Consider the following 14,880-nt stretch of genomic DNA (forward strand, 5'->3'; position numbering starts at 1 on the left):
TTCTGATCTGGCCTTCACAAAAATAATGACCTTAAAACCAATGAGCCGCACCTCCTTTACAATCCGCGCCGCAGAACCTGCAGATGCTGTCCGTCTGACAGCGCTCGGGATTCACGTCTGGTTGCACACGTATGCAAAAAATGGCATTTCTGATCCAATTGCCCGCTATATATTGGAAGAATTTACTGTCACAAAAATGCGCGCGCTGATCGCAGACAGCAAACAGCGCGTCTTGGTCGCTGAGAACAACGAAAACTTACTCGGCTATGCGACGTTGAATATGGGTCACCTGCTCTATGACCTCAAGGATCAATCCATGGCTGACCTCACCGACAAAGCCGCAAATCAACGGCGTGCCAAATTAGAAACCTTGTATGTACAAGAGCACTTCACGGGCCAGGGGATTGGCCAAGCTTTACTACAACGCGCCTTGCAAGAAATCACAGATAAATTCGATACGCTATGGCTGATGGCAAACGCGCAAAACCAGCGCGCAATTGATTTTTATCTTGCCATGGGTTTCATCGAAGAAGGCATTACGTATTTTGATCTGGAAGGTAGCCAGCATAAAAATCTGGTGCTGGCATACACTCTGAACATCTAAAGAGATTTCTAATTTTTGCGATCACCATCTCGCTATCGAGAATTGTTGACGATGGTGCAATCAGCAATCCCAGAGCAACATCAACCTACTCAACGATCACCCGCTCTTTACCCAGCGCAGAATGTGATCGTTTAGATTTAAACACTGGGAAAAACACTTCAATATACCAAGCCTCTTTCCCATATTGAACATCGTCCATCAGGCCAACTTGTTTGGGGTATTGGCGTGTGATCAATGCGCTTTTAAACAGGATGTCCCAGAAAAACAAGAAGTTACCAAAATTGCCTTTGTAATGACCTATACCGTCATCCATCGTAATCGCATGATGCGCATAGTGTGTGGCAGGTGTAGAGATGGTGCGCTCTAGCAGCCACATTAATGGTCTTGTCAGGCGGAAGCGATACAGAGGCTCATCCCAGCGTACTGCGCTGTGAGCACCGATAATGACCAAGAGTTTGAGCACAACATAGACTAAATACACCTTGGCAAATCCGAGAAAAATCAATGCAGAGGAAATCCAAATTCCCGGCATCATCGCGTAATAAAAAAAATTATTTCGATACACAACACGAACGCTCATATAGCTGGCGGAATGATGCACGCGATGCAGTGGCCACAGCAAAGGCGTGTGCGAAATCCGATGCCACCAGTATTGCGTCATATCATCAGCAACCAGCAGAATCAAAAACATCCCCCACCACGGCAAGAACGAAAGGCTATTTTTGTACTCAGGATAATAATGCTGCCCTATCCACAGAATGCCAAACAAGATGCCGGGCTGTATCAATACCAGTAGCAAGACAGGCACCAAAATCTCAATCTTCCAATCATCTTTGGCAACGTTGAGTTTTTTAAATCGACCAGTGAGGATCTCTAACATCAGGAAGATAACGAAAGCGAGTGTAATCAATAATGGCTGTAGCAAATCCATTTTGTCTCCTTAGGATGAATCAATTATTTTTATTATTCATAATAGTAACCGTAAATATAAGCTCATTCATTGTTCATGACTTCATTTGGTTTTAACTTTATACAAACTACTAGCCAGACTGATTAAAACATCACAATAGCCTGCAGAAATCGTTCGGCATAACCTAACTTGATTTCGCTAAACAGAATATGCAATAGCTTTTTATCACCCATAGATATGCTAACTTTGCATCGATCCTATCAGCAGCTTATGTAAGAATGAGGTTCCATCACTCACCCGGTATCCCATCATGAACGACCCACTTGTTTACCTCAACGGCAGCCTGACTCCGCTCTCTGAAGCCAAGATCCCTGTGCTGGACCGCGGCTTTATTTTTGGTGATGGTATTTATGAAGTCATTCCGGTGTACGGTCGAAAAATGTTCCGCGCTGATCAGCATCTGGCGCGCTTGTTCCGTAGCTTGGCAGCGATCGGCATTCCAAATCCGCATGACAAAGCAGGTTGGCTGGCATTGATTGCGCAGGTGATGGATACACATCCGGCGGATGATCAGATGGTGTATTTGCAAGTGACGCGTGGCGTGGCCAAGCGCGCGCATGCGTTTCCGCAAGAGATGGTGCCGACGATCTTCATCATGACCAACCCGATTGTGTTACCGTCCGACGCGGTGCGCGCCAAAGGTGTGGCTTGTGTCTCGATGGAAGACAAACGCTGGCTACGTTGCGAGATTAAATCCATTTCTTTGCTGGGTAACGTGCTGGCAGCGCAGAATGCAGCAGAACATGGCGTCACCGAGAGCATTCAGTTCCGCGATGGATTTTTGACCGAGGCATCGGCGTCGAATGTCTGGATTGTCAAAGATGGCGTACTGTCTGGTCCACCAAAAGATCATCTGATATTGGAAGGCATACGCTACGGACTAATTGAAGAATTGTGTGCCGCTGGCGGCATTCCGCTGCAAGCCCGCAAAATCACGCAAGAGGAGGTATTTGCAGCGGACGAGGTGTTGTTGTCCTCCGCGACCAAAGAAGTGCTTGCGGTCGTCAAGCTAGACGAGCAGACTATTGGAAACGGCGTGCCCGGCCCCATCTATCAGAAACTATATGCGGCCTACCAGCTTGCCAAAGCCGCTTAACACTTTCTGAATGTTGTGATCATGTCAAACCAAATGCTACCTCCTGTCGATCCTGCCGCAAGTCTGATCGAATACCCAAGCGACTTCCCCATCAAAATCATGGGGGCGATGCATGATGACTTTGCGCAGACGATGCTGGAGGTGGTGGTATCGCATGATCCCAGTTTTCATGCGGCCAAGATGGACATGCGTCCTTCATCGAAAGGCAATTATCTGGCAATCACAGTGACGGTGGTAGCCACAAGTCGTGAGCAACTGGATAATTTATACCGCGCTTTGTCCGGTCATCCTATGGTGAAAATGGTGTTGTAGGCAAAGCTGTTCTACGTCAAATCTTTACGTCGTTACTGGGTTAATGTTATTTCAACCCAGCCTGACGACATCGCTGCATAGCCCTCTTCAATAAAACATACTTCCATATACTCAGACAGAGTATTTTTAATTGTCCATATAAAACCTGGACAGTAGGCCATTTTTATCAAAAATGGAGGGGAGTATATGTTTTTTAGCTATTCAGATTACATCTTGATGGCCGTCACATTGATGCGCAAAAGAGGTCGTGCGTCATTCCGGCGGGTTTCAGCCGGAATAACTTGCAAAGCACTATCCAGCGTTTAAAAATCAAACCCTCTGGCGTAATGGCGTCACATTATGATCCGGCTCTGGCATTGCTCTTCTGTCAAACACATGTCGCATGATGCTCTCGATATCGACAATTTGTATCATCCGGTTTTGCCCGCCGGTTTTAATTAAATTACTCACAAACCGCGGCTCGCTGCGGAACATGTCCAACGGCGGATCGATCTGATCACTGCCAAATTCCAATACATCATGCAAGCTGCTCACCAGCAAACCCAAGGTGCTTTTGCCCCGTCGGGTGATGATGATTTCACCCACATTCTCATCGTTTTGTTCGCTGCCCTGTCTACCTGCACGCAGCAGATTGCGCATGTCCACAACTGGCACAAAAATCGGCGGCGCTCCGCTATTGTCCTGATAATTCAGCACCCCAGCAATGAGCGGCTTTAATGTTGATGCCTGCCGCATACGTTTGATTTCGACCGCCTCAACCACATAATCGGTGGGCAAGGCGAATACCTCGCTGTCGATCATAAAAGTGGCATATTCCTTAGCGTCGTTGAGCTTACTTTTTTGATGCTCCGGTCGCTCATCGACATAGGTCCAGGCAGCATCCTGCTTGCTGATCTCTGTCGTCGCACCGATAGGCACAAACACGACGGACAACACATCGTTTTGATAGTCACCGGTATTTTTATATTCGCGATAGCCGAACGACGTGGTGTGCCCCAGCATCATGTACTGTTGGTCGTGTACCAAAACCTGTGCTGCGCTGATCCCGTTTTTTTCTTGCATGATCTGCGCTGGCAACAGCAATTGACTACTCGCCGGAAAATCCGTGTGCGTGCTAGAAATCACATATCCGGCACGGTCAATAAATGCTGCAAAAGCACCGCTGCGTTTGGGTAGTGAGGAACGCAAAATATTCTGAAATTCCGGCTCAGAATCAAACACAATCCCGATGCCGCCAACGGCACGATTGTCGTCAGGATGAAAAATCGCAGCACAATAAATGTAGGTCGGCCGGTCGCCATACAACCAGCTAGACTCAAAACCAGACACGCAATATGCCTGCCCGTCAGCTAATGCCAAAGTCTTGCGCGTGAGAGCCGGATCCATCAGGCGACCGATGGTTTGCAGGCCATCTTTATGCAAATCCGATGCGGCAACAATCTTACCCTTGGTATCAAACACGACCAGTCTGGAGTAAGCGGTATACAGTGCGTTAATCGATTCCAGAATGCGGGTAATTACTTGTGTATCGTCATCGCCCATCTCGCCATTGATGAACGCATCCGCCATCAATAACTGGATATCCGGCGTCAGCGCCCACCAGCGACAATCGTTAGCGCGCTCATATAAATTACGATCCATGATGTCGATCATCAGCCGCGAGATAAACTGCGCATCTTGCAAACCCGATGACACTACGGTGCCATACAGATCATGAATAGAGTCTTTAAAAACTCGGCTGGTTTCATCGCCGGTCTGACTAATTTCTTGCAAGATGGATTTGAGCCGTAACAAATCGCTGTCCTGTCCTGCCGACATATTTTTGCCATTCCACACCACGCGACGCAGCGCGAGATTGATCGCTTCTGCACTGACCGATACATCATGCAAAGGTGGACAAAAAGTTTTAGCATGCGACATGATGCCCGCCAGCGTGGCAGCATCTAAGGACGACAAAATATCTAACTCCTAACTGCGAAAAGCCGCCTCACACGGGATCATCACATGCCCAAGCCAGCCCGGACCGCTATAGCCCTGATAATTTTGCGCAGCGCAGGTTTTGGCAAAATAGTCGCGTCCCGCATAAGACACAATCTGATAGGCACCATCCAACGCGATCTGCATTTTTCGACCGGTCGGAATATGATACTCATCGCTGCTGGAAATCACCTCACCACTCGCGTCCAGCATCAACATCACCGAGCGATCCGCGGCTTTATGCAAGCCGGCAAACACGCCGCTCATCTCAACCGCATGCGGAAAACAAAGACACAGCACACCAATCGCACTGCCGTCTTCGGGATGGGTTATTTTGCGTGAATAAATCAGACTACGCTGCTGCGTTGCACGCAAGTCCGACTGCTGAAAACTCTCGACATAAGTGTCGCTATCCAGAGTCGCGGCAAGCAATAGATCGTAGGATTGTCTAACCAGATTACTCTGATCTAAGTTGGCCAATACCTCGCCGTGCGTATTGAGTATCAAAATCTCGTCATACACGGTGTACTTGTTGCGGTAGTCCTGCAGGCGGACACGGATGGCATCGACGTCTCGCTCGTCATCCAGAATGAAATCGCGGATCGCATCATCCATCGCCAAAAAGCCAACATCTGCGGTGCGTTCAAACAAATTGCGCACGACGATATCAATAATCACCTGTGCCTTGAACTGCATTTCCTGCACTGCTTTAGTGACGTTCTCTTGCGCCAGATTGGTGATCAACTTTTTTTCCAGCTGATTGAAACCTTCGCGCGTTGCCTTCATCGTCGGCAGGATGGTCTTGGCCTCTGTCGGACACACCATCTTGGCGGTTGATTCAATCAAGCGCCAGGCAAAGTTAAGGTCATGCAGAGAGCGCTCGCACTTGGAGACTGCTGGCATGTAAGGTAAAAATTCTTCCGCGAGTGTTGATGTTTGCGTCATTCTTTAGCCTTAAGCAATTCAATTACTGATCAAATGGTAGCCGGAATACGAAGCTCGGCCGATGATGATATCAAGCAATAATCTTGCCATTGAAGATGGGCGTTTTAGAATGATAGCAACTTGCTGCGTTATCGAATCGCTTTCTTTCTATGGATTATTTGTTGGATAACTGCAAACGAATAACAGACAACGTTCCAACTGAATCCGCCCAATTATTAACAACAAATTTAATATAGGTAGATAAATATACTCCCTGTATGTATATTTTAATTACCCATATAATGTTTGGACAATAAGGCATATTTAATTAAAAAATAGGGGAGTATATTAAATACAATATAAAAATAAGTCAAAAAAAACTATCCTAATCAGTTGTAGGTTTTATCCGCAGGCGCATACGCTGTATGCCCTAATAATGCGCGTTTCAGGCTGTCTTGTACGCTGTAACGCCCCAGCGCACTGAGTCCGCACTCAGTTCGATCTACGATATTAATTTGTGCTGGTAAGAACACGGGTAACAATAAACATCAGGGCCGGTCAACAAGCTGAAAGTTATTCAGCCGCAATTTCTTCCAATAACCAAGTCCGAAACGCTCTGACTTGCGGCCGTTCCAAAGCATTCGCCGGATATACAAGGTAATACGACACGGGGCTGGGCAAGATAGTGCATTTAAACAGACCGAAGGTTTTAGCAATATACCTTCGGTCTAGCTTTAACTGAGATATGTAAGCCAAGTCCAAGTGCGCCGCACACGATGTTACACTTGCGCCCTATGTCTGCCATCTCCACCTCTCCTGTTTCTTCCCAGCTGCGCATCATTGATCGTGGTATTGAAGACTATCAAACCACCTATGACGCGATGCGCGCTTTTACCGATGCACGCACCGAACTGACGCCCAATGAATTCTGGATTGTTGAGCATCCGCCAGTGTTTACTCTCGGCCTTGGTGCAGATCAATCGCACGTGCTGGCAGCACATGAAATTCCGGTGATTCAAACTGATCGTGGCGGCGAAGTGACTTACCATGGCCCAGGGCAAGTGGTGATTTATCTGCTGATGGATTTACGCCGTGGCCACCCCAAAGCGCGCCTATTCGCGCGTGAGTTCGTGAATAAAATCGAGCAAGCGGTCATCAACACGCTGGCAGCGTATAATCTTGCTGGTGAACGCAAGCAAGGCGCGCCCGGTATTTACGTCAGCGATGGCGTCTGGCAAGGCGCAAAAATTGCGGCGCTTGGCTTAAAAGTCCGCGGCAATGGCTGCACTTATCACGGCGTATCACTCAATGTGACGATGGACCTGACCCCTTTTTCTTGGATTAATCCTTGCGGTTATGCCGGTCTTGCGACGATTGACATGACGACTCTGGGCGTCATCGTCCCGCTAGCCGACGTGCAACATGCGCTGGCGACTAATTTGCAAGACCTTTTGACCGTATCCTGACATAGCAACTGATCAGCACCATGACAACAGAAAACACTCCCGTCTCTACTCTGGCTCCCGCCTACGATCCAACCGAAAAACAAAAAGGCGCGAGCAAAACCGCGCGTATTCCCATCAAGATTATCCCGATGGAACGTTTGCCAAAGCCGGATTGGATACGGGTTAAAGCAGGCTCGCCGACGACACGTTTTTATGAAATTAAAGACATCCTGCGTGCCAACAATCTGGTCACGGTCTGTGAAGAAGCCTCTTGCCCCAATATCGGCGAATGCTTTGGCAAAGGTACTGCAACCTTCATGATCATGGGCGACAAATGCACCCGTCGTTGCCCATTCTGCGACGTCGGTCATGGCCGCCCAGATCCGCTAGATGTCAACGAGCCGCTCAATCTGGCAAAAACAATTGCACAGCTCAAATTAAGTTATGTCGTCATTACTTCAGTAGATCGTGACGATCTGCGCGATGGCGGTGCAGCCCACTTTGCAGAATGCATTACCAAGATCCGCGAACTCTCACCTAAAACCCGAATAGAAATTCTGACGCCGGATTTCCGTGGTCGTATGGATCGTGCACTAGAAATTTTGAACCTAGCACCACCCGATGTCATGAATCACAATCTGGAAACCGCACCGCGTCTGTATAAAGAAGCGCGTCCGGGATCGGATTATGAATACTCATTAAATTTGCTAAAGCGTTTTAAAGAGCAGCATCCAAATACCCCGACCAAATCCGGCATCATGGTTGGTCTGGGTGAAACCGATGAAGAAATTCTGCAAGTCATGCGCGACATGCGTACCCACAATGTCGATATGCTGACGATAGGCCAGTACTTATCACCAAGCGGCCACCATCTGCCAGTACGTCGTTATGTACACCCGGATGTATTTAAAATGTTTGAAGAAGAAGCCTATAAAATGGGCTTCGCGCATGCTGCAGTCGGCGCGATGGTGCGTAGTTCGTACCACGCTGATCAACAGGCACATGGGATAGGGTAGTTTTTAACTACCAACAATCAGTGACATCACTTGTGAAACTCTCTCGCCCATCTCGCCTGGTTGCAGCGTTTCTAACGCTGTTTAGTATGCTGTTTATGCAGCTTGCTTTGGCGTCGTATGTCTGCCCTGGCAAGATGATGGGTAATGTATCGAACGGTATGAGTGGCATGAGCAAAAGCGTCAGCACTATGCCGATGCTGAACTGCGAAGGTATGGACAGCGAGCAACCAGCGCTGTGCCACGCCCACGCAGAAGATGCACTCAGCAAACAATTTCTGGATAAGCCAATAGCACCGGATGTACCTGCCTTTATAATGGCCGGATTGGTGCTGACGCTCACAATCATCGATAGCGCAGAATTCCCGCAAGAACCTGAACCACAAAGTCTATTGCTAATGCGCTCTACCGCGCCGCCCATCGCTATCCGCAATTGCTGTTTCCGCATTTAAATCTCCAGATCGCTTAGCTTGTTGCCGTACGTCTTTTTGACGACAGTGCCGTTGATCGTTCTCTGGAGATTCCATGTCTTTCCCAATCTGCGTACCTTTACTTGCGCGCCTTAATGCTGACCATCATTCTAAGCTGGTCAATACTCTATCCCGTGCCGGAAAAATCGGCAAAATAATCACCGTGTTCGTGATTACGCTGTCGTCACTCAACGTCAAGGCCGCGGATATATCACTAACTATGCCAATGACGTCGCAGACTGCGCCACTCACCGTGCAGCTAACTTTGAGTCAAGCGCAGCAACTTGCGGTCGCCCGGTCACATCAACTGATTGCACAGGATTTAGCTGTTACTGCCTCGCGTGAAATGGCGATCGCGGCAGGACAATTACCTGATCCAGTATTAAAAGCCGGCATCGATAATCTGCCCGTCAACGGCCCTGACCGTGGCAGCCTGACCAGCGATTTTATGACGATGCGTCGCATCGGTGTGATGCAAGAACTGACCCGAGGCGATAAGCGCCAGTTGCGCGCCCAACGCTATGACCGGGCAGCCGATAAGTCGCTGGCAGAAAAATCCAACCTCATTACCGCTATTCAACGCGATACCGCGATTGCCTGGTTGGACCAATACTATGCAGAACGCATGGCTATCGTAGTCGCAGAGCAAGCAACCCAAGCCAAGCTTGAAATCGATGCGGCGGAAGGAAATTATCGCGCTGGTCGCGGCAGCCAGGCAGATATCTTTAGCGCCCGTAGTGCGCTAAGTATGGCGAATGACCGCAGCAGCGATATTCAACGCAAACTGCGCAACGCCAAGACGATGTTACATCGTTGGACCGGTGTTAACTCAGAGCTGAGCTCAGCGGAGCAACCTCAGCTTGAAACCATACGTCTGGATCAATCAACGCTAGACACTTCGCTCGCCCATCATCCACAGATCGCGGTATTGAACAGGCAAACAGAGCTGGCCGAAGCCGATGCCAAACTGGCAGAGGCGAATAAAAAATCGGACTGGTCTGTCGAGGTCGCTTTTCAGCAACGTGGTTCTGCCTATTCAAATATGGTGTCGGTCGGCGTATCGCTACCGTTTCAGTGGGATCAAAAGAACCGCCAGGATCGCGAGCTCTCTTCCAAACTAGCAATGGTCGAACAAGCCAAAGCCGAGCGTGACGAAATGCTGCGTGCCCACGTCGCCGAGACCAAAGCAATCATAGATGAATGGCAAACCGCGCTTGAGCGCATCGCCCGCTATGAGCGCGAATTAATCCCGTTGGCAGCAGAGCGGACGCAAGCCACGATGGCGGCATACCGGGGCGGCAAATCCAGCCTATCTGAACTCTTGTCTGCACGCCGCAATGAGCTTGATATGCGCCTGCAAGCGCTGGAACTTCAATCCGACACTGCCCGTTTATGGGCACAACTGAATTTTCTATTTCCGGCCGAAGTGTCAGGCATCCATTCGGCTCAGTCCATGAACAAGGATATCCAATGAAAAATAAAAATATCATCCCCCTCACCGCAGGACTCGTTGCTATCGGAATGTTGGCAGGATTTGGTCTCTATCGTCTCGGCCTCAGCCAAGGCATGAAAGCCACCGCAACACCCCCGACAAATACAGCGATGGCAGCAGCCCCAGGTAAAGATAAAAAGGTACTGTATTGGCACGATCCTATGGTCCCCACCCAAAAGTTTGATCAACCGGGCAAGTCACCGTTTATGGATATGCAACTGGTGCCGGTCTATGCCGATAGCGATAACAATAGCGGCAATGACGGCAATGGTGGTAGCGAAAACTCAGTCAGTATTAGTCCCCGTGTGCAGCAGAATTTGGGGATACGTACCGCACAGGTGGTCAAAGGCAATCTGAGCCTGGCAGTAGCCGCGGTCGGTAGCGTTGCCTACAACGAGCGTGAAGTAGCGTTAGTGCAGGCACGCAGCAATGGCTTTATCGAAAAACTGTATGTCCGCGCGGCCTTGGATATGGTCAAAAAAGGGCAAGCTCTGGCCGAATTATATGTGCCGGACTGGGTTGCAGCGCAGGAAGAATTTCTGACAGTAAAACGAATGCAGACGAGCGGCATAGAGGGATTACTAGAGGCCGCTAAACAACGTATGCGTCTGGCCGGCATGAGCGATGAACAAATCCATTTGGTAGAAACCAGTGGCAAGGTGCATCCACGCATCACCATCACAGCGCCGGTCGGCGGCGTCATTACAGAATTGTCCGCACGCGAAGGGATGACCGTCATGACAGGCGCACCGATGTTCCGCATCAACGGCCTGGCGACGATCTGGGTCAATGCTGATATTCCGGAAAATAGTCTGGCGCAGATACGTCCGGGTAATACGGTGGAAGCCAGCACCCCCTCCTTACCCGGCACAACCTTCAAAGGGAAAGTCAGCGCGATCTTGCCACAAGTCGATATCACGACCCGGACGCTAAAAGCCCGTATTGAACTGAACAATCCTTCCGCTCAATTGGTACCCGGTATGTTCGCTACTATTAAATTTAATTCCGACGCACACAACGATATTTTGCTGGTACCGACAGAAGCCATCATCCAGACTGGCACTCGCTCGGTCGTGATGATTGCTCAGGATAACGGCAAGTTTATGCCAGTGGATGTTGAGACCGGCATGGAAGCCAATAGTCAGACCGAAATCCGCAAGGGACTAGAAGCCGGGCAAAAGCTGGTTGTTTCGGGTCAGTTTTTGGTCGATTCAGAAGCTAGCCTGAAAGCGACAACGACCCGTATGAGCGACGCTTCTGCCAACGCTGCAATGACAACGACTGTGCCTGAACTTCCATCAGGAGCCAAAAAATGATGGCGAAAATAATCCGCTGGTCTATCGCAAATCGCTTTCTGGTATTGCTAGCGAGCTTGATGATGGCCGCATGGGGTATCTGGTCACTGTCACGCACACCCTTGGATGCGATTCCAGACTTGTCCGATGTACAGGTCATCATCCGCACCAGCTACCCGGGTCAGGCACCGCAGATCGTTGAAAATCAGGTGACGTATCCATTGACCACGACCATGCTCTCGGTACCGGGAGCCAAGACGGTACGCGGTTATTCTTTTTTTGGCGACTCCTTCGTCTACGTATTATTTGAAGACGGTACAGATATGTACTGGGCACGCTCACGTGTGCTGGAATACTTAAATCAGGTGCAGTCGCGTTTACCACCGCAAGCGAAAGCCTCGCTTGGCCCTGATGCTACCGGCGTAGGCTGGGTATATGAATACGCGCTGGTAGATCGCAGTGGCAAGATGGATTTATCGCAGTTACGCGCCTTCCAGGATTGGTTTCTGAAATACGAATTGAAATCCGTTCCTAACGTATCCGAAGTCGCCAGTATCGGTGGCATGGTGCGGCAATATCAGGTGCAACTCGATCCTGACAAAATGCGTGCGTATAACATCCCCCACGGCAAAATCGTAGAGGCGATACAGAAAGCGAACCAAGAAACCGGTGGCTCGGTATTAGAACTTGGTGAGGCCGAATACATGGTGCGCGCTTCCGGCTATCTCAAAAGCTTGGATGACTTTCGTAAGATTCCTCTGACTACCACCGACGCTGGTGTATCGGTGCGGCTAGGCGATGTAGCGCGTGTCCAGATCGGACCAGAAATGCGGCGTGGCATTGCCGATCTGAATGGCGAAGGCGAAGTCGCAGGCGGCGTGATTGTGATGCGCTCCGGCAAAAACGCCTTAGAAACCATCAAGGCCGTCAAAGCAAAATTAGAACAATTAAAAGCCAGCCTGCCGCCTGGGGTTGAGATCGTTACCACCTATGACCGCTCGCATCTGATCAAGCGTGCAGTCGATAATTTGCAAGAGAAATTGATAGAAGAATTTATCGTCGTCGCGCTGGTCTGCGCGATTTTCTTATTCCATTTGCGCTCAGCGCTAGTCGCTATCGTCACTTTGCCGATGGGTATTTTGATTGCGTTTACGGTCATGTATTACCAGGGAGTGAACGCCAACATTATGTCACTGGGCGGGATCGCGATTGCTGTTGGTGCCATGGTGGATGCAGCAGTAGTAATGATAGAGAACGCACACAAACATATCGAGGCCTGGAACCATACCCATCCGGACAAAAAATTATCCGGCGAGGAACATTGGCGGGTCATCGGCGATGCAGCGGCAGAAGTCGGTCCCGCACTTTTTTTCTCGCTATTAATTATTGTGCTGTCGTTTATTCCGGTATTTACGCTAGAGGCGCAGGAAGGACGTTTATTTGCACCGCTCGCTTTTACCAAAACTTATGCCATGGCTGCTGCTGCCGTGCTGGCGGTGACACTGATTCCGGTATTAATGGGTTATCTGATCCGCGGCAAAATTCCGGATGAACAAAAGAATCCGCTGAATCGTTTTTTTATTGCACTCTACCGCCCCTTGCTGGGTGTGGTACTGCATTCACCCAAAGCGACTCTGGTCGTAGCCGCCTTAGTCGTCGTTGCGACTCTTTGGCCAATATCACGTTTGGGCGGTGAGTTTATGCCGCCGCTGGATGAAGGTGATCTGTTGTATATGCCCTCTGCGCTACCTGGGATTGGTGCCGGTAAGGTATCCGAATTACTGCAACAAACCGACCGTCTGATCAAGACCGTGCCAGAAGTACAAACCGTCTTTGGCAAAGCGGGACGTGCCGAATCAGCAACCGACCCCGCGCCGTTGGAGATGTTTGAGACCACCATACAGTTCAAACCACGTGATCAATGGCGTGCCGGCATGACCACCGACAAGTTGATAGAGGAACTGGACCGCATCGTCAAAGTCCCCGGCTTATCTAACATCTGGGTGCCACCGATCAGAAACCGTATCGATATGCTGGCTACCGGCATCAAGAGTCCGGTCGGTATTAAAGTTGCCGGTGCCAGCTTAAAAGAAATCGACCGCATTACCGCCGACATTGAACATGTCGTCAAAAATGTAGCAGGCGTATCTTCAGCCTTGGCAGAACGCTTAAACGGCGGCCGCTACATTGACATCGATATCAACCGGGATGCAGCAGCTCGTTATGGCTTAAATATCGCGGATGTACAAAGCATCGTTTCAGCGGCCATCGGTGGCGACAATATTGGAGAAACCGTCGAGGGCTTACAACGCTTTCCGATCAATGTCCGCTACCCCCGCGAGCTACGTGACTCGGTAGAAAAATTACGCCAATTACCGGTACTGACCGAACGCGGCGCGCAGATCCAATTAGGCGATGTAGCTCAGATCCGCATCAACGATGGACCACCGATGTTGAAGAGTGAAAATGCACGCCTGTCGGGCTGGGTTTATGTCGATATCCGCGACCGTGATTTAAATTCGACGGTGCATGAGATGCAGCAAGCAGTCGCCAAACAAGTGAAACTACCCGCTGGTTATTCAGTCACCTGGTCAGGTCAGTTTGAATATCTGGAACGCGCCACCGCCAAGCTAAAAGTGGTAGTGCCAGCGACCTTACTGATTATTTTTGTGCTGCTGTATATGACGTTTAATCGTATCGATGAGGCCGCACTGATCATGGCGACCTTGCCGTTTGCACTGGCTGGCGGGATTTGGCTGCTTTGGTTACTTGATCATCACTTATCCGTTGCCAGCGGGGTAGGATTTATCGCTTTGGCTGGGGTCTCGGCAGAATTTGGCGTGATCATGTTGCTCTATCTTAAACAAGCGTGGGATGCTCGCGTCTATATCGGAAAAGAAACCGAGCAAGATTTATTAGATGCGATTCGTGAAGGCGCGGTGTTACGGGTAAGACCAAAAGCCATGACAGTAGCGGTGATTATTGCCGGGCTAGTGCCTATCATGTTAGGGCAAGGCACAGGCTCAGAGGTCATGCAACGCATCGCCGCACCGATGGTAGGCGGCATGATCACCGCGCCTTTATTGTCGATGTTTGTGGTACCTGCGGTATATTTTTTATTACGTCGAAAACAAATCAGAAAATTGGCAGAAACATCGGCAAGAACATCAGCAGGAACATTAGCAGATACAACAGAGCGACAAGGCTAAAGAGCCACCTAATTATAAGTTTGTAACACTTAGGTTTAGAAATCGCAGTTTAGCTATGTATGTGAATGTTAAT

12 protein-coding genes are annotated in these 14,880 nt (G+C 49.5%); 9 read left to right on the top strand and 3 right to left on the bottom strand.

Translation table 11 applies throughout. The annotated features are described in order from the left end of the window. Window positions 1-25: 25 nt before the first annotated feature. Window positions 26-604, top strand: a complete 579-nt coding sequence (locus tag RGU72_RS13725; protein ID WP_322120260.1) for a GNAT family N-acetyltransferase — start codon at window positions 26-28, stop codon at window positions 602-604. Window positions 605-689: 85 nt separating this feature from the next. Here RGU72_RS13725 and RGU72_RS13730 read toward each other — a convergent pair whose 3' ends face one another. Continuing rightward, window positions 690-1,535, bottom strand: a complete 846-nt coding sequence (locus tag RGU72_RS13730; protein ID WP_322120261.1) for a sterol desaturase family protein — start codon at window positions 1,533-1,535, stop codon at window positions 690-692. A gap of 289 nt (window positions 1,536-1,824) precedes the next feature. Between RGU72_RS13730 and RGU72_RS13735 the strand changes: the two genes are divergently transcribed. Both RGU72_RS13735 and RGU72_RS13740 read left to right on the top strand, forming a co-directional pair. Further along, window positions 1,825-2,670 (top strand): D-amino acid aminotransferase, encoded by an 846-nt coding sequence (locus RGU72_RS13735; protein WP_322120262.1) that lies wholly within the window; start codon window positions 1,825-1,827, stop codon window positions 2,668-2,670. Between the two features lie 21 nt (window positions 2,671-2,691). Continuing rightward, window positions 2,692-2,982 carry a DUF493 family protein gene (locus tag RGU72_RS13740; RefSeq protein WP_322120263.1) on the top strand — a complete coding sequence of 97 codons (291 nt, stop codon included), beginning with the start codon at window positions 2,692-2,694 and terminating at the stop codon, window positions 2,980-2,982. A 309-nt stretch (window positions 2,983-3,291) separates the two neighbouring features. On the opposite strand, the gene RGU72_RS13745 is transcribed toward RGU72_RS13740, so the two are convergent. Both RGU72_RS13745 and RGU72_RS13750 read right to left on the bottom strand, forming a co-directional pair. After that, the gene (locus RGU72_RS13745) at window positions 3,292-4,938 is read right to left on the bottom strand and encodes a chemotaxis protein CheW (protein WP_322120264.1); all 1,647 of its coding nucleotides are present in this window, start codon (window positions 4,936-4,938) and stop codon (window positions 3,292-3,294) included. A gap of 12 nt (window positions 4,939-4,950) precedes the next feature. After that, window positions 4,951-5,904 carry a hypothetical protein gene (locus RGU72_RS13750; RefSeq protein ID WP_322120265.1) on the bottom strand — a complete coding sequence of 318 codons (954 nt, stop codon included), beginning with the start codon at window positions 5,902-5,904 and terminating at the stop codon, window positions 4,951-4,953. A gap of 773 nt (window positions 5,905-6,677) precedes the next feature. Here RGU72_RS13750 and lipB point away from each other — a divergent pair. From lipB to RGU72_RS13780, 6 genes are all read left to right on the top strand, one after another. Then, on the top strand, window positions 6,678-7,349 hold the full coding sequence (lipB, locus tag RGU72_RS13755; protein ID WP_322120266.1) for a lipoyl(octanoyl) transferase LipB: 672 nt from the start codon (window positions 6,678-6,680) through the stop codon (window positions 7,347-7,349). Between the two features lie 20 nt (window positions 7,350-7,369). Then, on the top strand, window positions 7,370-8,344 hold the full coding sequence (lipA, locus tag RGU72_RS13760) for a lipoyl synthase (RefSeq protein ID WP_322120267.1): 975 nt from the start codon (window positions 7,370-7,372) through the stop codon (window positions 8,342-8,344). A gap of 32 nt (window positions 8,345-8,376) precedes the next feature. Then, the gene (locus tag RGU72_RS13765) at window positions 8,377-8,793 is read left to right on the top strand and encodes a hypothetical protein (protein WP_322120268.1); all 417 of its coding nucleotides are present in this window, start codon (window positions 8,377-8,379) and stop codon (window positions 8,791-8,793) included. Window positions 8,794-8,866: 73 nt separating this feature from the next. Next, complete coding sequence (locus tag RGU72_RS13770; protein ID WP_322120269.1) at window positions 8,867-10,285, top strand: TolC family protein; 1,419 nt, start codon at window positions 8,867-8,869, stop codon at window positions 10,283-10,285. Beyond that, a complete protein-coding gene (locus tag RGU72_RS13775; protein ID WP_322120270.1) occupies window positions 10,282-11,619 on the top strand; it encodes an efflux RND transporter periplasmic adaptor subunit in 1,338 nt (445 codons plus the stop codon). Before RGU72_RS13770 ends, RGU72_RS13775 begins: the two co-directional genes overlap by 4 nt. Beyond that, window positions 11,616-14,807 (top strand): efflux RND transporter permease subunit, encoded by a 3,192-nt coding sequence (locus tag RGU72_RS13780; protein ID WP_322120271.1) that lies wholly within the window; start codon window positions 11,616-11,618, stop codon window positions 14,805-14,807. The genes RGU72_RS13775 and RGU72_RS13780 overlap by 4 nt, the downstream gene beginning before the upstream one ends. Window positions 14,808-14,880 lie beyond the last annotated feature (73 nt).

It is taken from the genome of Undibacterium sp. 5I1, assembly GCF_034314085.1.
GTDB lineage: Bacteria > Pseudomonadota > Gammaproteobacteria > Burkholderiales > Burkholderiaceae_D > Undibacterium.